This window comes from Mycobacterium sp. IS-1742, from assembly GCF_001500125.1.
Classification (GTDB): domain Bacteria; phylum Actinomycetota; class Actinomycetes; order Mycobacteriales; family Mycobacteriaceae; genus Mycobacterium.
Genome location: NZ_LQIV01000012.1, coordinates 182,873 through 204,641 on the forward strand (window position 1 = coordinate 182,873; position 21,769 = coordinate 204,641).

The 21,769-nt window shown below is 68.9% G+C and carries 11 protein-coding genes; 1 reads left to right on the forward strand and 10 read right to left on the reverse strand.

Annotated features, from left to right (window positions below; all coding sequences use genetic code 11):
- Positions 1 to 8: 8 nt before the first annotated feature.
- The 4 genes from AU196_RS09430 to AU196_RS09445 are packed head-to-tail and all read right to left on the reverse strand — an operon-like array spanning position 9 to position 6,657.
- Positions 9 to 1,331: a UDP-glucose dehydrogenase family protein gene (locus AU196_RS09430; RefSeq protein ID WP_059094961.1), complete on the reverse strand. Its 1,323-nt coding sequence runs from the start codon at positions 1,329 to 1,331 to the stop codon at positions 9 to 11.
- Between the two features lie 19 nt (positions 1,332 to 1,350).
- Positions 1,351 to 2,454: a polysaccharide pyruvyl transferase family protein gene (locus AU196_RS09435; protein WP_059094837.1), complete on the reverse strand. Its 1,104-nt coding sequence runs from the start codon at positions 2,452 to 2,454 to the stop codon at positions 1,351 to 1,353.
- Entirely contained in the window at positions 2,451 to 3,500 is a 1,050-nt protein-coding gene (locus tag AU196_RS09440) for a nitroreductase family protein (RefSeq protein ID WP_059094838.1), read from the reverse strand. The genes AU196_RS09435 and AU196_RS09440 overlap by 4 nt, the downstream gene beginning before the upstream one ends.
- Positions 3,484 to 6,657, reverse strand: coding sequence for an MMPL/RND family transporter (locus AU196_RS09445; protein WP_059094839.1), 3,174 nt, complete (start codon positions 6,655 to 6,657; stop codon positions 3,484 to 3,486). The genes AU196_RS09440 and AU196_RS09445 overlap by 17 nt, the downstream gene beginning before the upstream one ends.
- Positions 6,658 to 6,815: 158 nt before the next feature.
- On the opposite strand from AU196_RS09445, the gene AU196_RS09450 reads away from it, so the two are divergent.
- The gene (locus AU196_RS09450) at positions 6,816 to 8,081 is read left to right on the forward strand and encodes a glycosyltransferase (RefSeq protein ID WP_059094840.1); all 1,266 of its coding nucleotides are present in this window, start codon (positions 6,816 to 6,818) and stop codon (positions 8,079 to 8,081) included.
- On the opposite strand, the gene AU196_RS09455 is transcribed toward AU196_RS09450, so the two are convergent.
- The 6 genes from AU196_RS09455 to meaB all read right to left on the reverse strand — a co-directional run bounded on the left by AU196_RS09455 (position 8,063) and on the right by meaB (position 21,769).
- Positions 8,063 to 9,451, reverse strand: a complete 1,389-nt coding sequence (locus AU196_RS09455; RefSeq protein ID WP_059094841.1) for a hypothetical protein — start codon at positions 9,449 to 9,451, stop codon at positions 8,063 to 8,065. The two genes, AU196_RS09450 and AU196_RS09455, sit on opposite strands and share 19 nt — an antisense overlap.
- Before the next feature lie 13 nt (positions 9,452 to 9,464).
- Positions 9,465 to 10,862, reverse strand: a complete 1,398-nt coding sequence (locus AU196_RS09460; RefSeq protein ID WP_059094842.1) for a hypothetical protein — start codon at positions 10,860 to 10,862, stop codon at positions 9,465 to 9,467.
- The gene (locus AU196_RS09465) at positions 10,862 to 12,328 is read right to left on the reverse strand and encodes a condensation domain-containing protein (RefSeq protein ID WP_059094843.1); all 1,467 of its coding nucleotides are present in this window, start codon (positions 12,326 to 12,328) and stop codon (positions 10,862 to 10,864) included. The genes AU196_RS09460 and AU196_RS09465 overlap by 1 nt, the downstream gene beginning before the upstream one ends.
- Before the next feature lie 61 nt (positions 12,329 to 12,389).
- Positions 12,390 to 18,662, reverse strand: a complete 6,273-nt coding sequence (pks2, locus tag AU196_RS09470) for a sulfolipid-1 biosynthesis phthioceranic/hydroxyphthioceranic acid synthase (protein WP_059094844.1) — start codon at positions 18,660 to 18,662, stop codon at positions 12,390 to 12,392.
- Between the two features lie 789 nt (positions 18,663 to 19,451).
- On the reverse strand, positions 19,452 to 20,717 hold the full coding sequence (gene lipL, locus AU196_RS09475) for an esterase/beta-lactamase LipL (protein ID WP_059094845.1): 1,266 nt from the start codon (positions 20,715 to 20,717) through the stop codon (positions 19,452 to 19,454).
- 77 nt (positions 20,718 to 20,794) lie between these two features.
- A complete protein-coding gene (meaB, locus tag AU196_RS09480; RefSeq protein ID WP_059094846.1) occupies positions 20,795 to 21,769 on the reverse strand; it encodes a methylmalonyl Co-A mutase-associated GTPase MeaB in 975 nt (324 codons plus the stop codon).

Consider the following 21,769-nt stretch of genomic DNA (forward strand, 5'->3'; position numbering starts at 1 on the left):
ACGACTCCTCAGACATTCAGGGCGCCCCGGCCCAGCGCGTACACCTGCCACCCCGCGTTCGACCAGTATTCGCGGTCGACGGCATTGCGGGTGTCCAGCAGGCGGGGCGAACGGACGAGCGAGCGGAAGGCCACCGGGTCGATCGCCCGGTACTCGTCCCATTCGGTGGCCAGGACGATCAGGTCGACGTTGCGGCAGGCCTCTTCGAGGTCCGCGCAGTACGTCAGGGTGGGGAACCGGGCCCGTGCGTTGGGGATCGCCTTCGGATCGTGGACCCGGACATTGGCGCCCTTGAGGTGCATCGCGGCCGCCACGTTCAGCGCCGGTGAGTCTCGGACGTCGTCGCTGTTCGGTTTGAACGCCGCACCGAGGACCGCGATGTTGCGTCCGAGGAACTCTCCGCCGACCAGGGCGCCGGCCACCGACACCGCCTTCTCGCGCCTGCGGAAGTTGATCTTGTCGACCTCGTGCAGGAAGGTCAGCGCGGCTGAAGCCCCGAGTTCACCCGCCCTGGCGCTGAAGGCGCGGATGTCCTTGGGCAGGCATCCCCCGCCGAACCCGAGGCCGGCGTTGAGGAACCGGCGGCCGATCCGGTCGTCGTAACCCAGTGCCTCGCTGAGCAGCACCACGTCGGCGTCCACCGCCTCGCAGACCTCGGCCATCGCATTGATGAACGAGATCTTGGTGGCGAGAAACGAATTGGCCGCCACCTTGACCATCTCCGCGGTGGCCAGATCCGCCGTCAGGTGCGGTGTCCCGTTGTCGACCACGTGCCGGTAGACCTCGAGCAGAACCTTCTCCGCGTACTCCGACGTCACACCGAAGACGAGGCGATCGGGCCGCAGGGTGTCCTCGATCGCCTTGCCCTCGCGGAGGAACTCCGGGTTCCAGGCGACTTCGAGGCGGTGCTCGGAGTTCAGGTCGGCGAGGTCCCGGCCCAATCGCTGCGCCGTGCCGACCGGCACGGTGGACTTGCCGACGATCAGCCCGTCGCAGTCGGCGTGCATCGCGACGGTCCGCACGGCACTGTCGACGTACCGCACGTCGGCGGCGTCGGAGTCCGGCTGTTGTGGAGTGCCGACGCAGATGAAGTGCACCGCTGCACCGGACGCCGCCTCCTCGGCCGAATCGGTGAACCGCAGCCGCCCGGTCGCGAGCACCTCGGCGAGCAGATCCTCGAGCCCCGGCTCGAAGAACGGTGAACGGCCCGCGGCCAGCGTCGCGATCTTCGATTCATCGGTGTCGTAGGCCACGACGTCGTGGCCGAGGTGGGCCATGCACGTCGCATGAACGGCCCCCAGGTACCCCGTACCGAAGACACTGATCCTCATGATCCCCCCTACCCTCTCGTCACCGGCGCCCACCGCCGTTGAGTACCTCGATCGTCTGATCCCACATGAGGTCGACCTTCTCCACAAGTGCGGGGAGCCGGTCCTTCTGCCGGGTGTCGCCGGCGGTGTCCGACAACAGGCCGGAGAGCGCCGCCGCGGGATCCGTGTCGGGCGTGACCACGCGGTCGCCGACCTCGAAATCCTCCAGCAATTCGCGGTATTTGTGCGACCAGCCGAAGGCCAGGGTCGGCACGGACTGGGAAACACACCCGACCACCGCGTGGAAGCGGCTGGCGACCGCGGCGGACGCCTGACCCAGCACGGCTTTGAGTTCGAGCGGATCGTCGCTGCTGAACACCGGCGCACCGATGCGCCGGGCCACCTCACCGGCGACGTCATGGTCGGTCACCTCGTGCACGACCACCACGGAGGCGAGCCCGTTGGCCGCGGCCGCGCTGTGGAACGCCGCGAGCGTGTCGACGTAGCGGGGCCGGTCGAGCCGGCCGGTCGTGAACATCTTGGTGTTGGGGACGATCGCCAGGAACGGTTGCGCCGAGATCGGCTCCACGGCCTTGGGCCGGAGGCCGATCGTGAAGTCGGGGCTGAGCACGATCCTGGTGGCCACGCCCAACTGGCCGACGTACCTCTCGCTGACCCGGTCGCGGACGAACACCAGGCTCGCCTGTTCGAGCGCCTCGCGCGTCCAGCGTTGCGTCGCGCGCTTCTCGAACGGGCCGAACGCCTGCGGCAGCAGGACTTTCGGGATCCCGCGCCGTGCCCAGCTCCGCCCGGCGAGCGCATGCCTGCGGGCGAACGACACCGGGAACTGGTCGGAGTAGTGGAAACCCGACGCGTCGAGAACCCCGCCGATCTCGCGATCGCTGGTCAGCCCGAGACCCTTCTTGGCCACCCGCGGAACGACGTTGCCCAGCGTGGCGGTCATACGCGGAACCATCGGATCGGCCAGCGTCTGCCGCAGCCCGAGCCGGGAACGCACCGCGTAATCGGTCATCAGCGGCGGGACGGACAACTGGAACCGGTCGCCGAGGCGCGCGCAGATCGCCTGCAGCATCAGCTGCGCCCCCTTGTTGACGGTGTTGACCCCGCGGACGTCGACGATCACAGGGTCCGGAACCTCCGGACCTCGTCGACCAGGCGCTTGGCCGAATAGGGAACGAACGCATCGGGATCCGCGTAGCCGTAGGCGATGAGCATCACGACGCGTTCGTACGGTTGCAGACCGAGCAACCGGCGCATCTGGACCTCGCGTTCGGGCATGTCCGGCCAGTTGATGCAGCAGCTGTTGACGCCCTGCGCCTCCAGCCCGTAGATCAGGCCCATCGCGGCGAGACAACCGTCGATGTAGATCAGGTGCCGGTCGCGCTGATCGAAGAACGCGCCGAGATTGCCGACGATGACGATCAGGCCGGGGATCTGATGTTCGTATCCGTCCGTCCCCATCGGGATCGCCGCGACCTTCGCGGTGCTGGCCGGATCGTCGAAGATCTCGAAGCGGTACGGCTGCCGATTGCAAGCGGTCGGGGATTCGGCGGCGATAGCCACGGCGCGGTCCACCAGCTCGCGTGACACCGGCTCGGAGGTGAACCACCGCACCGACCGGCGACCGGAGGCCAGCGCCTCCAGGTCCTCGATCCTCACCGTCGGCGTCAGCGGAACCGCCAGATGCGGACCGTTCTGCGGGGTCACCGGGTCGATCGTGGCTATTGCTTCACGAAAGACCTTGCGTGACTGCACGATCGAACGATGCGTGGACTCGGCCGTCACCGAGAAGTAGCGGTCCAGCACCGAGTACATCCAGTTGAACTCCGGACGTTCGGGCCGCAGCGTGCCCGCCGACAACCCGTCGCGGAACGCCTCGACCGTCTCGCCGATGTACTCGGTGGCGAACTGGTTGCGAGCGGGCCGCATCGTGAGGCCCTTCTCGACCCGGTGGACGTTGCGCCGCAACAGATGCACCGCCGTCCCGTCGTCCATCGACCGCTTGTAGGCGCGTATGCCACGTCTGACGTAGCGACGCTCGCGGCCGAGTGCGGTGCCCGTGAGTTTGTGCCACCAGCGCCGGATCTCGTCGGCGGCCAACGTCTTGACCCCCGGGGCGCCGGCGGTCGGCTCCGCGACAGGCGCGGGCGCGTCATCCCTGATCGCCACTCATCTCCCTTTCCCCGTAGCGTGTGCGGTCGCCGAATCCCCGGTAGGCGGCGGTCGCGTCGCTGAGACATTTCCGGACCCGGCCGCGGGGCCCGGAGAACGTGGCGGCGCCGGCGACGGCGTTCACCGACGAAACCCGCTCGTCGTACTTGGGTTTGGAGGGCCACCAGTTCGCCTTGCCGATCAGCACCGCGGCCGCAGGCACGGTGACCGTGCGGACGATGAACGTGTCGAGCAGCAGGCCGACACCGATGACGAAGCCGAGCTGGATGACGGTGCCGATGCTGCTCACCGTCAGCGACAGCATGGACGCGGCGAAGATCAGGCCGGCGGAGGTGATCACGCCACCGGTGGCGCCGACGGTGCGGATGATGCCGGTGCGGATCCCGTCGCGGGATTCCTCGCGTATTCGCGCGATCAGCAACAGGTTGTAGTCGGCGCCGACGGCCACCAGCACCAGGAACGCCATACCCGGCACCGTCCAGGCCAATTCCTGTCCGAGGATGAACTGGAAGAACAGCACGCCGATCCCGATCGCGGACACGTACGACAGCACGACGGACGCGACGAGGTAGATCGGCGCGACGATCGCGCGCAGCAGCAGGACCAGGACCAGGAACACCACCAGCAGCGTGACGATGATGATGAACCGGATGTCGCCGTTGTAGTACTCCCGCAGGTTGTTCTGCACCGGCGAGAAGCCCACCATCGAGATGTCGGCGTTGGCCAGCGTGGTGTTGGGCCTGGCGCCCTCGGCGGCGGCGATGATGTCGGCGACCTGGTCCATCGCCTCGGTGCCGAACGGATCGAGCGCGGTCTGCACGAGGTAGCGAGCGGTGTGTCCGTCCTTGGAGACGAACAGGTTCGCCGCCTTCTTGAACTCCGGCTGGGTGAGGACCTGCGGCGGGATGTAGAAGCCGGCCTGATTGGGCTCTGCGGCATCGCGTTTCATCGCGAGCAGGAAGTCCGACGCCTGGTCCAGACCGCCCCCGATGTTCTTGGTCTGGTCGACCAGCAGCTGGACACCCTCGGCGAGCTGGCGGCTCGAATCAGCCAGCGTGTTCGCGCCCTGGGTGACCTCGCGGATCTTGTTCTGCACCCCGTTCGGCTCGTCGAGGCCGAGTTCCCTGGCCGCGCTGGTCGCGGTCTTCAGACTCTGGCTGAGGCCCTGGATGGTCTCGTCGAGCGTCTGATACCCCTCGGTGTCCTGCAGTTGGCTGCCCAGGTCGGAGATGCTGTTCAGGTAGGGGCTCTCCCGGGTGCTGACGATCCGGCGCATGTCCTCACGCGAGGTGACGCACTCGGGGTCCGCATCGCAGCTCGGGCTGTCGTCGAGCGAACGGAGCACCGGATCGGCCCACGCGTAGATGTCGGTCATCCGGTTGACGTCGACACCGATCGCGTTGCCGAGGTCGCGCATGTTCGTCACGAGCGTCGCCGTCCGGTCGATCTCGTCGAGCGTCTTGGCGCCGCCGTACTTGCGTGACATGTCGTCGAGGGCGCCGGCCAGTCCGCGCACACTCCCCACGGCGCCGAGGACGCCGTCGCGCACCTGGTCCAGGACGTCGGCGAGCTGGTGCGCACCGCCGCTGAGCCGGTTGAGGTTGGCGTCGTTGTCCTCGATCAGCGTCGACGCCTCGTCGAGCTTGCCGCCGACCTCACCGGCCTGGTAGGTGGCCTTGGCCTGTTCGAGCATCTCCCCCGTCGGCCGGGTGATGCCGCGCACCATGTCGATGTCGGGCAGCGCGGCGATGCGCTGCGCCATCTCCTCCATGTCGGCCAGTGACCGCGGGGACCGCAGATCCTGGTCGGGCGCCTGGATCACGACGAACTGCTGCATCGTCGTGCTGATCGGGAAGTGGTCGTCCATCGCCTGGTAGGCGCGGTTGCTCTCCGAATCGGCGGGCAGCGCCTTGCGATCGTCGTAGTTGAACTTGATGAACCCCGCGCACGCCGCGAGGACGATCAGGACGGCGAGGCTACCGACCAGGTGGACGACCGGCCTGCGGACGATGTGGACGCCGGACCGGCGCCAGAACCGGCCGGTCAGGTCCTTGCGGGGTTTGACCCAGCCGCGCCGCCCGGCCAGCACGATGAGCGCGGGCAACAACGTGATCGAGGCGAGGAAGCCGATCGCGATGGTCACCGACAGGGCCGGGCCGACGGTGGCGAACACGCCGAGCGTGGTGAACGCCAGGCCCAGGAACGCGATGGCCGTGGTCGCCGCGGACCCGGCGACCACCTTGCCGATCGTCACCAGGGCACCCACCATGGCGTCGTCGGATTCCAACCCCTCCCTGACGAGTTCGTGGTAGCGACTGAAGAAGAAGATCGAGAAGTCGGTGCCCGCACCCATCAGCATGCCGGTCATCAACACGATGGTCTGCGGTCCCAGCCCGAGCCCGAGTTCGCCCAATCCGGCCACGGCCTGGTTGGCGACCCCGAGCGCCAGGCCGATCGTCAAGAGCGGGATCAGCATCCCGATGATGCTGCGGTAGACCACCAACAGGATGGTCAGGATCGTGCCGACCGTGGCGATCTCGATCACTCGCTGGTCGCGCGCACCGATGGCGTTGATGTCCTCGAGGGTCGCGGCCGCGCCGACCATGTTGGCCTGCAGCGAGCTGCCGTCCGTCGTCTCCTTGACGATCTTGGACGCCGCGCGATAGGCGGCCTGCCCCTTCGGGGTGCCCATGTTGCCGACCAGGCTGACCGGTAGGTTCCAGGCCTTGCCGTCCTTGCTGGTCATCACCTCCCGCAGTTGGGGAGTCGATACGAAGTCCTGAGTGGAGATCACGTGGTCTTCGTCGGCCTTGAGCCGTTCGACGAGCGTCTTGTAGGTCGCCTCGTCCTCGGGTGACAGACCGTTGTCGTTACTGAGGATGACGACGTTCAGGTTGCCCGCGTTGGTCTCCTCGGCCCCCTTGAAGGCCTGGCTCATCTCCCTGCTGTCGACCATGACCGGCGCGTCCTTGGGCAGGAACTCCGGAGGGTTCTTCTGCGACACGACGGCCAGCGGCGGGATGAGCAGGAACAGCACCGCGGCTGTCGCGACCCACGCGATGATGATGAGGACGGGATGTCGGACGATGAACCGCCCGAGCAGGGGAAGTCCCCCGTCTGCAAACGCACCACGGAGTTTGGTGCGATCGAACATGATTTTCACGCTACACGGCCCACAAGATCAAAACCCCTGACGCAGTTGCGCTCAGGGCACGTCGCCGGTCTCATCGCCGAGCACCCACGGAAACAATCCATGTTGTAATCGGGTGTGCACTTCTGGTCGTTACACGCGCGCAGTCGAGGCGGGCGCCGGTGAGATTCGTGGTGGCCGTCCACGGTACGCGTGGCGATGTCGAACCCTGCGCCGCCGTCGGACTCGAACTGGCCGGACGCGGGCACGAGGTGCGGACTGCGGTGCCGCCCAACCTCGTTTCCTTCGTGGAGGAATGCGGACTCGGTGTCCCGGTCTCCTACGGCGTGGACTCGCAACAGCAACTCGACGCGGACATCTTCCGCGAGTGGTACCGGTTGCGGAACCCGATGACGGTGTTGCGGGAGGCGCGCGAGTACGTCGTCGAGGGTTGGGCGGAGATGAGCCGGTCGCTCGACACGCTGGCCGACGGTGCGGACCTGATCCTCACCGGAACGACGTACCAGGAACTCGCCGCCAACGTCGCTGCAGCGCACGCGGTTCCGTTGGCGGCGCTGCACTACTTCCCGGTGCGTCCGAGCACCAAGGTGCTGCCCGTACCCCTGCCGTCGGCGGTGGTCGGCCCGGTGTGGGCTGTCGGTGAGTGGGCGCACTGGCGAGTGCTCAAACAGGCCGAGGACGAGCAGCGGCGCGAGCTGGGACTGCCCAAGGCGGGCACCCGCGCGGTGCGGCGCATGATCGACGGCGGCGCACTGGAAATCCAGGCCTACGACCGGATCTTCTTCCCCGGGCTGGCCGAGGAGTGGGGCCCGCAGCGTCCGCTGGTGGGCGGCATCACCCTCGAGAAGAACACCGAGGCCGACGACGACGTGGTGTCGTGGATCGCGGCCGGGACACCGCCCGTCTACTTCGGATTCGGCAGCATGCCGGTGAAGTCGCCCGCCGATGCGGTGGCGATGATCGAAGCGGCGTGCGCCGATCTGGGCGAGCGCGCGCTGATCTGCTCGGGGGTGTGGGATGTCGACGATCTGCCGCACGCCACGCACGTGAAGATCGTGCGCAGCGTCAATCACGCGGCGGTCTTCCCGTTGTGCCGCGCCGTGGTTCACCACGGGGGTGCGGGGACGACGGCGGCCGGTGTCCGCGCCGGGGTGCCGACGCTGGTGTTGTGGGTGGGCGCCGAACAGCCGATCTGGGGGTCGCGGGTCAAACACCTCGGTGTCGGTGACTACCAACGCTTCTCGTCCACCACGCGCAAATCGCTTCGGCAGTCCCTGCGCAGGGTGCTCGGCCAGCGGTATGTCGACCGCGCGCGCGAGGTCGCCGCGGCGATGACGAAACCGGCCACGAGTGTGGGTACCGCGGCCGACCTTCTCGAAGATGCGGCGCGTCACGGGCGCCGACATGATCAGACCATCTCGCCGTAGAGGTCGAACTCGGCCAGCGTCAACGTCGTGAGGTCGCGCAGGTGGCGCTTCGTGTTGGTGCCGCCCGGCTGGTAGGACACGATGCCGAGCGAGATCACGTCGCCCATGCGCACACTCACCACGACCAGTTGCCCGCCGGCCCGTTCGATCTGGTCACGGGTCAGGTTCTGGTCGACGCCACGCAGCATGAAGTACTCGGCGTCGGTGCCGTCGGGACGTCCCACCGCCGGATCGATCTCGCCGAGGTTGGAGCACGACACCGGCAGGTCGCCGAACATGACGTCGGCGGCGCGCTTGACGGCCCGCTTGGGCACGAACGGATTCAGCGGGAGCAGCGCGAACGTCTCGTCGGGCACATCGCGCAGCGTCGTGATGGCGTGCCGGATCGCCGTGCGGCAGTCCGTCAGATCCGTGGTCACCCGCGCCGGGTCGACGCACGCGTTCGTCAGCGCAACGGCATTCGCCCTGGTGTCCTCGTGGGTGCGCTCGCTGATCGCGATCAGCAGCGACACCGCGCCGTCGTCGGGACGGTGGCGTCCGGTGCGTTCGGCCAGCCGCGCGGCGAATCCGGCGAGCAGCGAATACGTCGTGCCGTTCAGCTTCTCGGCGCACTCGTCCCAATGGGAGGCGTCGATGAACGCGGTGATCACCGGGACGGTCACCGGATCGCCGCCGTCGGCGACGGTCACGGCCGGACGCGTCGCGCCGGTCTTCGTGAACTCGTGGCGCCGCCGCCACCCCAGCCTGGCGGCCGCAGCCAGTGTCCGTCCCACCTCGGGCAGGTCGCGCGTCGTCTGGCGGACGTCGGCGCGCCACGCGTCGAGTGTGGATCGGGAACGGGCAGCGGCGTATCCGAGGTGACGGGTGCGGCCTTCGGCCGCGTCGGCGACCGAACGCAACAACCCGACACCGTCGGTGACGCAGTGCGAGGCCGCCAGGCTGATCGCGGTCGAGCCGTCGTCCATCGGCAGGATGCCGAGATGCCAGCTGGGCCCGAACTCCGGATCGATCGGGACGGCCGAACGTTCGTCGATCCAGTCGCTGAGGTCCGCGCGCGGCCGCGTGCGCGACATCGCGGGCGGTCCCCCGGGCGCACTGACCCAGCGGTGCCGTCCGAAGGGCAGCACGGACGGCTCGATGCGTCTACCGAGCAGGCTGTGGTCGAGGTTCGCGTGGAATCGGCCGAGCGCGTCGTGGTCCACGGGGTGCTCGTACACCCACACCGCCTGGGCGAGCTTGCCGATGCCGGTCGCCCTGGTCTGCAGGTACGCCGCCTGGTCGATGTAGGCGAGCCGCTCGTCGTGCGCCTGGGCGGCGCGGGATCGGGGTTGTCCGACCGTCGTCCGTGTGGGCCGCGTCTGGATCGCCATGCCCACCCGCCCCTCAGATGACCGCGGCGGTCAGACCGAAGTCCGACAGCGCCGCGGTGGTCAGTTCGCGCAGACGGGGTTTCGTGTTCGTGGCGCCGGGCTGGAAGCCGATGACCGCGATCGACATCTTGTCGCCGACCCTGGCACCGATCACGGTGAGCAGACCGCGACGTTGCTCGAGGACCGAGCGCGGAATGAAACGGTCCACCCCGCGCAGGATCACGTATTCGGCGTCGGAGCCGTCGATGCGGCCGATCTCGGGCGGGAGGTCGCCCAGGTTCGAGCACGACACCGGCAGGTCGGAGAACCCGAAAGCCACGTCGGCCGTGGACTTCACGGCGCGCTTGGGGATGAACGGGGTCAACGGGAGAAGCGCCAGCGTCTCGTCGGGTTCGTCGCGCATCGTCTTGAGCGCCTGTTTGATCGTCGCCCGCGCGGCGGTGAGGTCACTGGTGATCCCGCGCGGATCGATCCTGGCGTTGGCCAGCTTCACAGCGTTCGCGCGGGTGTCCTCGAGCGAACGGTCGTTGATCGGGATGATGAACGGCACGCAGCCGTCACCGGGTTGGTGACGACCTATCCGCTCCGAGAGCGTCGCGGCGAACCCGGCGAGCAGCGAATAGCTGTTACCGCCCAGCGCGGCGGCCCGCGCATCCCATTCGTCGCCGTCGACGAACAGCGAGACCGACGGGACCACAACGTGTTCGTCACGCCCGGCGACTGTGCTCGCCTGGTCCGACCGGGAGAAGTCCTTGCGCCTGCGGTAGGCGAGCTTGGCCGCCGCGACCAGTGTCCGGCCGATCTCCGGGGCGTCTCGCAACGCCTGCCGGGCGTCGGCGGCGATGCCGCGCATTCGGGTGCGCGCACCGGGCATCGGGTATCCGAAGTCCGGTGTGTTGCCGGTGACGGCGTTGAACACCGTCAACAGGGCGCCGCCTCCGTCGCCGATGCAATGCGAGCCCACGAGGCTGATCGCGGTGGACCCGTCGGTCATCGGGAGGACGCCCATGTGCCAGGCCGGACCCCATTCCGGATCCACCGGCAGCTGGGCGCGCTCGTCGATCCAGTCGCTCAGTTCCGCACGGGGACGGGGCGTCTGCTCGATGTGCATGCTCGACGGCGGCCCGAGCGAGGAGACCCAGCGGTGCCGGCCGAACGGCAGCGGCGACGGTTCGATGCGCCGGCCCGCCAACCCGTAGCCGAAGTTGCGGTGGAACCGACGCAGGCCGTCGACGTCGACGGCGTGCTCGTAGACCCACACGCACTGCATGACGGCGGCCTGTCCCGTCGCCCGCAGGCCGAGGAACAGCGCCTGATCCAGATACGAGAGCCGTTCATCGGGCCGCTCGTCGATTCTGGTCACGAGACCGCGAAAAGGCCTACGCACCGGCCTGATCTGCGTCGACAACATCAACCTCCGACTACGGGAACCAATTCGTCGCGACGCCGCACGGCGGCGGCGTGCCGACCGGCCAGAAGTCCGGCTGCGCCACCGTCGGCCACGCGCAGGTACCACGACATCATCACCTGCAGGTACCGGCTGATCGACTCCCTGGCGGTCGGATTGTCCGGGAACGCCACGGTCACAGTCGTTTCCCGCTCGGTGCGGTTGACCCACATACCGACCTGGAAAGCCGCGCGCGCGTCGCTGTAGACCTTGCCGTTCATCCCCTCCCACTGGGCGATGACGCTCGGCGACAACGGCGGCAGCCCGGCGTCGAGGTAGGACACCATCGGCACACCCGGATCGGCGGGCCGCACACCCACCGACTCCGCGAGCTCGAGCACCCGCTCGAACGGCACATGCGCGAGATCGAGCCCGGAGTCGAAGGACTTCTGCGCCGAACGGGCGGTGTCGCCGAAGCTGTTGCGGTCCACCGACACCGTGACCGGCACCAGACCGGTGAACCAGCCGGTGGTCATGAACTCGTCCGGGGTGCGCCTGGTGGTCGTGGGCGTGATGATGTGGTAGTCGCTGTTACCGGTGAATTCGTGATCGGTCAGCGCGGCGCACGCGAACACGCCGCCGATGAACCGCGCGTCGGCGGCGTTGCACGCCGCCTCGAACCGCTCGCCCTGCTGCTTGTCGAGCAGTCGGACGGTGAGCAGTTCTCCGGAGCAGGGTTCGGCCGGATCGCCGAGCGGGAGCGGGAAGTGCGGCAGCGTGCCACCGTTGTTCTGGGCGAACCGCACCCAGTCCTGCACTTCGGGCGACTCGAGCGTGAGCGAGTCGGTGTACTCACGCTGACGCAGGCAGTAGTCGTCGTAGCTGCCGGCATCGGGCAGCTTCAACGGCGCCCCGCCACCGACGAGGGTGGCGTACATCATGTGGATCTCGACGAGCACCAGGCCCATGAACATCGCGTCGGTGTGCACGTGGTCGACGCTGATGTAGAACGTGAAGTGGTCCGCGCGTTGGATGATGCCGAAGTGGAAGCAGTTCCACTGCAACGGATCCGGGGTGGACAGCACGTGCCGGCGCCACTGGTCGGCGGTCACCTCGCCGTGCTGGGTCGGCACGAACTTGATGTCGCGCGGGTTGCCGATCGTGCGCCGCACGACCTCGTCGGCCTCGGTGAACTCGAACCGGCTGTGGTACGTGTCGTGCCTGCGGATGTAGGCGTTGATGACGTGGGTCATCGCCCGCAGGTCACACTGACCGGGCATGTCCCAGGCCGGGATGTTCAGGCGGGCCATGTCGGTGCCCTGCGACAGGTGCTTCCGGTAACCCCGGATGTGTTGCTCCTGTTGATAACTGACCGGCACCGGGCTGATCGGCGCGTCCTGCATCTTGGCCAGCGACGTCGCCGACGGATTCCAGGAGACGAGCGTACCCGGGGCGCCGATCCAGTCATGGATCGCTTTGATGGCAACCATCAGACCTCCCGTGCTTCGTGTGTGTTCCCGGGCGACTTCGTCGACGCCATGTGAGCCGTCCTCACGACGAACTCGATGCGGCCGAATCACCGGCGAGCGTGTCGGCGAGGCGCTGAGCCAGCGCCCGGACCGTGGTGATGTCGGTGGATCCGATGCGGATACCGGTCTCGTTCTCGATGCGCGTACGCACTTCCAGCGTGCCGAGCGAGTCCAGGCCGTACTCGGACAGCGGCCGGTCCGAGTCGACCGACCGGCGCAGGATCAGCCCGATCTGGTCGGCGACCAGTTTGCGCAACCGCCCCGGCCACTCCTCCTGCGGCAGCTCGAAGAGCTCGGTGAGGAATGCGCTGGTGCCTGCGCCGCCCTGGCCGATCGACGCGAACGCCTCGGCGAACTTGCTGGTCTGCGCGAACGCCGTCAGCCACGGGGCACCGGCGACCGGCGCGTACCCGCAGTAGCCGCGGTCGTGGCGCAGCAGCGCGTCGAAGGCGTCGGCCCCGTCGTCGGGCAGGATCGCCATCGCGGTGTCCTCGGCCATCCCCTGGCCCTTGCCGATCTCCGCCCAGGCGCCCCAGGCGATCGCGGAGGCGGGCAGCCCCTGCGCACGGCGCCAGTGCGTGAACGCATCGAGCCAGCTGTTGGCCGCGGCGTAGGCGCCCTGTCCCGGCGAACCGACCATCGCGGCGGCCGACGAGAACGAGCAGAACCAGTCCAGACGGTCGCCCTGTCCCGAATCCTGCAGCGCCGTGTGCAGATTCCAGGCGCCGTACACCTTCGGCGCCCAGTCGCGGTCGATCAGCTCGTCGGTGATGTTGGGCAGCGTCGCGTCCTCGACGACGGCGGCGGCGTGCAGCACGCCGCGCACCGGCAGCCCGGTGGCGTTCGCCGCGGCGATCAGGCGTCCCGCGGTGGCGGGATCGGCGATGTCGCCCAGCGTCACCTCGACCTCCGTGCCGCCGGCCCGGATGCGGTCGATGACGGCCGCTGCTTCCGCGCCCGGCGCCGAACGGCCGTTGAGCACGATCCGGCCGCAGCCCGCCGCGCCCATCTTCTCGGCGAGGAACAGGCCGAGCCCGCCCATGCCACCGGTCACGACGTACGCACCGTCGCCACGGAAGATCTCGGCGTTCTCCGGCGGAACCACCGCGGTGCTCTGCCCGGTGTGCGGGACGTCGAGCACGAGCTTGCCGGTGTGGCCGGCCGCGCCCATCACGCGGATCGCGGTCGCACCGTCGGCCAGCGGGTAGTGCGTGGTCTCCGGCACCGGCAGCACGCCGTCCGCGATCTGCTGGTACACCGTCTCGAGCAGACGGCGCAAAATGCTCGGGTTCGTCAGCGTCAGCAGCGCGAGGTCCACCGCGTAGAACGCCAGGTTGCGCCGGAACGGGAACAGGCCCATCTTGCTGTCGCCGTAGATGTCGCGCTTGCCGATCTCGACGAAGCGGCCACCGAAGGACAGCAGTTCCAGACCCGCACGCTGGGCGGCGCCCGGCAGCGAGTTCAGCACGATGTCCACCCCGTAGCCGTCGGTGTCGCGGCGGATCTCATCGGCGAACGCCGTGCTGCGCGAATCGTAGACGTGCTCGATACCCATGTCGCGCAGCATCTTCCGGCGCTCCGGGCTGCCCGCGGTGGCGTAGATCTCCGCACCCGCGGCCTTGGCGATCGCCACCGCGGCCTGACCCACACCGCCGGTCGCGGAGTGGATCAGCACCTTGTCGCGGGCGCCGATGCGGGCCAGGTCGTGCAGGCTGTACCAGGCGGTGGCGTGCGCACTGGGCACCGCGGCCGCCTGCTTTTCCGGCAGTCCCTCGGGCAGCGTGACCGCGAGGTTGGCATCGCAGGTGACGAACGTGGCCCACGCCCCGTTGGCGGAGATGCCCGCGACACGGTCGCCGATCCGGTGTTCGGTGACCCCGGGACCCACGCCGGTGACGACACCGGCGAAATCGCCGCCCAGGTTGGGCAGCCGGCCCTCGAAGCTCGGGTAGCGCCCGTAGGCGACGAGCACGTCGGCGAAGTTCAGGTTCGACGCGGTCACCGAGACCTCGATCTCCCCCGGCCCCGGTGCGACCCGCTCGAAGGCGACGAGCTCGAGCGACTCGAGGTCACCGGGGGTGCGGATCTGCAGCCGCATGCCCTGGGTCGCGTGGTCGACGACGGTGGTACGGCGCTCCTCGGGGCGCAGCGGGCTCAACGCCAGCCGTGCGACATGGAATTCCCCACCGCGCCATGCGGTTTCGTCTTCCTCCGAATCGGAGAGCAGCTGTGCGGCGACCGCGGCGGCATCGGTGGCGCCGTCGAGGTCGACCTGGGTCGGGCGAAGCGCCGGATGCTCCATCGCGAGCACCCGCAGCAGACCACGCAGGCCGGCCTGTTCGAGGTTGGCGACGTCGTCGGCGAGCACGGTCTGGGCGTGGTGGGTCAGCACGAACAGCCGCGGCGGCTCGCCGGGGATCTCGGGCAGTTCCCGCGCGATGCGGACCACATGGCGGACGTGGTCGGCTCCGCGGGCGGGCGCGTCCGCGCCGGCGGCTGCCGGCGCGGTCACCACGACCACACCGCTGTGATGGTCGGCGGTGAGCCGGTCGCGCACCTGCGCCGCGGTCGCGGCCTGATCGACGTCAGCGGTCCACACCGTCGTGGTCACCGCGGCGTCGGCACCGGTGAGGGCGTCGGCCAACCGGGCGGCCTCCGGCTGCGCTTCGGCAGAGGTGGCGATCAGCAGCCAGCGCCCCGCGTCCACGTGGTCGGTCTCCGGCCGGTCCTGGGTGCGCCAGTCGATGGTCAGCAGCCGCTCGTTGAGCAGTCGCTCCCGCTGTCCGCCCGCGGTGGCGCCGCTGCCGAGGCGGAGGCCCTCCACGGTGAGCAGGGACGCACCCTCCTCGTCGAGCACCTCGATGTCGGCCTCGACGGCGGCGGCGCTCACGGTGGTGACCGTGACGTAGCAGTAGTGCGCATTGCGCAGCGAAGCGTGCGCGCTGAGCCGGCGCACCCCGAGCGGGAGCATCAGCGTCCCGGTGACATCGGCCTGCAGGGCGGAGTGTGCGCCGACCGCCTGGAAGCAGGCGTCGAGCAGCGCCGGGTGGATGCCGTACGCGCCCTGCTGCGATCGGATCGACCCCGGCAACGCCACCTCGGCGAGGACGGTGTTGCCGCCGTCGTCGCGGGTGTGGGCGGCCACCAGACCGGAGAACGCCTGCCCGTAGGAGATGCCGCGCTCGGCGAACCAGGCGTGCAGGTCCGCACCTTCGCGCCGCTCGGGATGAGCGGTGAGCAGGTCGTCCACGTCGTAGGCGGCGGGCGCCTGGGCGGCGTCGTCACCGTGCAGCACGGCCGTGGCCCGGCGCACCTCGGCGCCCTCGTCGTAGGTCTCCACCACGAAGTCGGCCACACCGGGGCGTTTCACGGTGGCGACCGAGGAGACCGGCGTCTGATCCTCGAGCAGCAGCATCGCCTCGAAGGTGATGTCGCGGACCTCGGCGGAGTCGCCGAACACGGTGCGGGAGGCGGCCAGCGCCATCTCGCAGTACGCCGCACCGGGCAGCGCCGCCACGTTGTGCACCTGGTGATCGCCCAGCCACGGCTGGGCCGCGGTGCCCACGTCGACCTGCCACACATGGCGCTCCGGCTCCTCCGGAAGACGCACGTGCGCGCCGAGCAGCGGGTGCACCGCCACCGTGGACCCGCCCTGTGCCTGCTCCTGGCCGTCGCGGGTCAGCAGAAGCTGGACGTGGGTCCAGGTGGGCAGCGGTGCGTCGACCAGACGGCCGTCGGGGTAGATCACCGAGAAGTCCACTGCCCCACCGGCGTTGTGGACGTCGGCGACGAAACCCAGCAGACCGTCGGGGGTCTCCTGCTCACGGCGCATCGCGGCCAGCGCGGCCAGGCTCATGTCAAGGCTGCGGCCGGTCTGATCGACGGCGTGGGTGAGCAGCGGGTGCGGGGCGAGCTCGCCGAACACCCGGAACCCGTCCTCGAGTGCCGCCTGCACGGCCGCGGAGAACCGCACGGCGTGCCGCAGGTTGTCCACCCAGTAGTAGGCGTCGAACTCGGCCGGATCGCGCGGATCGTAAAGCGTGGCGGAGTAATAAGGGATCTCGGGCTCCATCGGCTCGAGGTCCTCGAGCACCTCGGTGAGCTCGTCGAGGATCGGGTCGACCTGCGGCGAGTGGGACGCCACGTCGACGGCGACCTCGCGGGCCATGACACCGCGCGCGTCCCACTCGGCGACGAGTTCGCGGATCGCCTCCTTGGCGCCGCCGACGACGGTGGACTGCGGCGAGGCGACCACGGAGAGCACCACGTCGCTGATGCCGCGGGCGGCCAGCTCCGAGAGCACCTGCTGCGCAGGCAGTTCCACCGATGCCATCGCACCGGAACCGGCAATCCGGGCCATCAGCTTCGACCGGCGGCAGATCACCTTGGCGCCGTCCTCGAGGGACAGGCCGCCGGCGACGACGGCCGCGGCCGACTCCCCCATCGAGTGGCCGATCACGGCGCCGGGGGTCACCCCGTAGGACTTCATGGTGGCCGCGAGCGCGACCTGCACGGCGAAGACCGTGGGCTGCACGCGGTCGATGCCGGTGACCTTCTCCGGTGCGGACATCGCCTCGGTGACCGAGAATCCGGATTCGCGGGCGATCAGCGGCTCGAGTTCGGCCACGGCGGCGGCGAACACCGGCTCGGTGGCCAGCAGGCCCTTGCCCATCCCGGCCCACTGCGAACCCTGACCGGAGAACACCCAGACCGGACCGCGCTCGCCCTTGGCGACGGCGGGCTCGTAGGGCGTCTCCCCGTCGGCGATCTCGCGGAGCGCCTTGATGAGCTCTTCGCGGGTGCTTGCGCTGACGCTGGTGCGCACCGGGCGGTGCCCACGCCGGCGCGCCAGCGTGTAGGCCAGATCGCGCAGGTCCCCGTCCGACTGGGCGTCGACCCAGTCGGCGAGGCGCGCGGCGGTGCGCCGCAGTTCTTCGGCGGAGGTGGCCGACAGCGGGAAGAGCATCGCCTTGTCGGTGGGCTCGATGACCGGCGCAGGCGCCTCCGGGGCCTGCTCGAGAACGGTGTGCACGTTGGTGCCGGACAGTCCATAGGAGGAGACCGCCGCACGCCGTGGCTGCTGGTCGCCGAGCGGCCAGGGGGTGATCTCCTGCGGGACGAACAGGTTGGTGCTGATACGCGCCATCTCGTCCGGCATGCGGGTGTAGTGCAGGTTTTGCGGCACGGTGGCGTGCTGCAGGGCCAGGATCGCCTTCATCATGCCGACGGCGCCGGAGGCGGACTGGCCGTGGCCGAAGTTGGTCTTCACCGCGCCGAGCGCGCACGGCGCGTCGGTGCCGTACACCTGCGCGAGGCTCGCGTACTCGATCGGGTCGCCGACCGGGGTCCCGGTGCCGTGCGCCTCGACCATGCCGACCGTCGCCGGATCCATGCCGGCGGCGGCCAGTGCGGCCCGGTAGACCGAGACCTGCGCGTCCCGGGACGGTGTGGCGATGTTGACGGTGTGACCGTCCTGGTTGGCGGCCGATCCCTTGACCACGGCCAGGATGCGGTCCCCGTCGCGCTGAGCGTCCGCGAGCCGCTTGAACATGAGGATCACCGAGGCCTCGCCGGAGACGAACCCGTCGGCGTCGACGTCGAAGGCGTGGCAGTGGCCGGTGGGCGAGAGCATGCCCTGGGCGGATCCGGACGACATCTTGCGCGGCTCGAGCATGATCGAGACGCCGCCTGCGAGCGCCATGTCGCTCTCGCCGTCGTGGAGGCTGCGGCACGCCATGTGGACCGCCAGGAGGCTCGACGAGCACGCGGAGTCGACCGTGTACGCGGGACCGTGCAGGCCCATCGCGTAGGAGATACGCCCCGAGGCGAGGCTGTAGTTGTTGCCGGTGAAGCCGTAGGGCCCCTCGATGGCGTTGGCGTCGGCCGCGACGAGCTGGTAGTCACCGTGCGTCATACCGATGAAGACGCCGGTCAGCGATTCGTGCAGGGCGGCCGGGTCGATGCCGGCGTGCTCGACGGCTTCCCAGGCGGTCTCGAGCAGCAGCCGGTGCTGCGGGTCGATGGCGGTCGCTTCGCGCTCGCTGATGCCGAAGAACTCGGCGTCGAAGCCGGCCACGTCGTCGAGGAAGGCGCCCCACTTCGACACCGATCGTCCCGGGACGCCGGGCTCGGGGTCGTAATACTCCTCGGCATCCCACCGCTCCAGCGGCACCTCGGTGACGAAGTCGTCCCCGCGCAGCAGCGCCTCCCACAGCCGCTCAGGAGAGTCGATTCCCCCGGGCAGCCGGCAGGCCATTCCGATGACGGCGATGGGAGTGACCGGTGCATCGACCACGTGTGCAAACCTCTTCTGAAAACGGGATACGGAAGTTTCGGGACGGAAGAAAATCGATGGTTTCGGAAATCCAGCACTTTTCGGCGTGCTCCGTCCGCTCCCCTCTGTATCTCTACGGCCTTCGGTGGCGCCGAGTCGGAGCGTAACCGCTCGCGCCGACTCCGGTGCAAGTACCGAGCAAATCCCCCTCGGCTGTTGCTAGATCAATGTCCGCGGCCAAAACGTTACACGAGCAAGGACAAGATCGCAGTTTCCTCGGCTCGCAGCGCTTTGACCTGCAGTTATTTCGTTTTTTGACTCTAATGTCAATCTTGGCAGCTTCTTGGGTTCCTCTCAGGTTTTTCGCTACGCAAGAATCCAGCAAACACCATCACCGCACTGATGGCGTTGCTGCAATCGCCTCTGCGGGGCTATTTCGCGCGGCGTCGACGGCGCGGGCCCGCCGTGCGTGATCTTGTTTGAGCAGCGCACAGCGTTTTTGCGTGCTCAACATCACTGCGGCCAGACAGATGTATCGGGACGGGCCGCGGTGTGCTGAATATGTGCGAAAGACAAGACTTCTGTGATTCGGCAACCAGTGGGCGAATAACGATGTTCTCGCGTTTTCGGTCACCAGCAAAGGCATCGGAGCCCGGACGGGGCCGCATACCCGGCAAACGTCAACCGACCCGGCAAAAGCGAATTGACCTGTTGGACAACCATTTCCAGGGACAACAAACGTTGTCAGTGAACCTGGTGAAATACCCCACAAATCGCCCCCGGAGGGGTGCTGAGAGGGGTCTGGCGACGCTACCCGGCAACCGGCTTGGGCACCGCGAACGGCGCTCCCAGGGCCGGTATGACCTGGTATCCACGCCGGCGTGCGCGGGCCACATCCCGCCGGATGAGCACGTTGAGCCCCGCGAAGGACCCCATGTCGAGGAGCATCGGGGTCAGCAGCCGGTTGTGCACGAAGCCGATCGCCAGGCCGCTGGACGGGTCGGCCCAGCCGACGGACCCGCCGAGCCCGACGTGGCCGAAGCCGCGCATGAGCCCGAACGGCAGGCTGTGGTACCCGAGGTGGAAGGCCAGCGGGATCCCGATGTTGCGGTCCGGCCGCAGATTCGGCCTGCCGGTCAAACCGGCTGCGACCTGCGGTGACAGGAACTGCTCGCCGCCGATCTCGCCACCGTTGGCGATCGCCCCGTACATCCGGGCCAGACCGCGGGCGGTCGCGACGCCGTTGGCGGAGGGTATCTCCGCATCCAGGAACGGGATGTCCCCCTGCACGACGGCCTTCATGCCCGGGAAATACATCGAGCCGAACATCCCGGAGAACTGCAGCGCGGCGACCTTCGGCGCGACGAGATTGAACACCGGGTTGGCCATCGTGCCCTGGGGGGCCAGGATCTGCGCCGCCCTGGTGGCGGCGTGCGCGGGCGGGCGACCCAGGTGCAGACCGTCGGTGTTGAGCGGTCCGGCCAGTTCGGTGCGGATCAGATCCCCCATCCCCTGCCCGGTGACCGCACGCGCCAGCCCGGAAATCAGCCAGCCGTAGGTCAGCGCGTGATAGGCCGGGCGGCCGTGAAGCATCCGGTTGACGGGCGCCGCCGCCAGTCGCTCCTCCATCGTCAGGTGGTCGAGGAGGTCCTCCCTGCGCACCCCGTTGAGTTGCGACAGTCCGGCGCGGTGCCGCATGACGTCGCGAACGGTGATGCCTTCCTTGCCGTTGGCGCCGAACTCGGGCCAGTACCGCGCGACGGGGGCGTCGTAGTCCAGCAGACCCCGGTCGACCAGTCGGTGGATGACCGTCGAGGCCATGCCCTTGGTCGCGGAGAAGACCATCGCCCCGGTGTCGGCGGTCCAGTACTGCCGCCCGCGGCGGTCCGAGTAGCCGGTCCACACGTCGACGACCGGCTCTCCGTGCAGGTAGATGCAGAGCGCCCCGCCCCCGAACCGGCGGCCGGGGAACAGCTGCGAGAAGCCCTGCAGCGTGCACGCGAAGTTCGGGTCCGCGGCACCCTGCACGCCGTGCGGGAGCGCCGCGCTGCGTTCCCGCGTTGAGAGGTTGGTCACAGTTATGAATTTAACCCTGCTAGGAGCTAATTAAACAGAGCGTTATTGAAGCGTTAAATACCAGGTCAGGCACGGAATCAGTGGGCGGCGTCGAGGATCTGGCGCGCCGCCAGCGCCGGAGTCAGCTCACCGTCGCGAACCTGCCGCTCCAGCTCGGCACGAATTCGGCGCACCTCGGGGTGGGTCAGCACCCGGTCGAGCACCGCGTCCCGCACCATCGACCATGTCCACTCGACCTGCTGCGCGCGGCGGCGGCTGTCGAACTGCCCGGCCTCGCGCAGCACCTCGCGGTGTTCGAGAACCTTGTCCCACAACTCGCGTACCCCGTCGTCGTGCAGTGCGCTCATGGTCAGCACCGGCGGCCGCCACAGCGTCTCGCGCGGGTAGATCAGCCGCAGCGCGGCGGTCAGTTCACGCGCCGCGGACTTCGCCTCGACGGCGTGCTCGCCGTCGGCCTTGTTCACCACCACGATGTCGGCGAGTTCGAGCACCCCCTTCTTGATGCCCTGCAACTGATCGCCGGTGCGGGCCAGGGTGAGGAACACGAAGGTGTCGACCATGTTGGACACCGTCACCTCGGACTGCCCCACGCCGACGGTCTCGACGAGGATCACGTCGTAACCGGCCGCCTCGAGCAGCACGATCGTCTCGCGGGTCGCCTTCGCGACCCCGCCGAGCGTGCCCGAGGTGGGCGACGGACGGATGTAGGCATCGGGATGCACGGCGAGTCTGGCCATCCGGGTCTTGTCCCCGAGGATCGAGCCGCCCGTCCGCGTCGATGACGGGTCGACCGCCAGTACCGCGACCCGGTGCCCCTGCCCGATCAGGTACATGCCGAGCGCCTCGATCGTCGTGGACTTGCCGACACCCGGCACACCCGTGATGCCGACGTGCATGGCGGAGCCGGCCTCCGGCATCAACTCCAGCAGCAGCTGCTGGGCCCGGTCGCGGTGGTCGGCCCGCGTCGACTCAACCAGGGTGATCGCCCGCGCGAGTGCCGAGCGGTCGCCGCCGCGCAGCGCCACGGCGAGTTCGCCGACCGAATGCTTCAT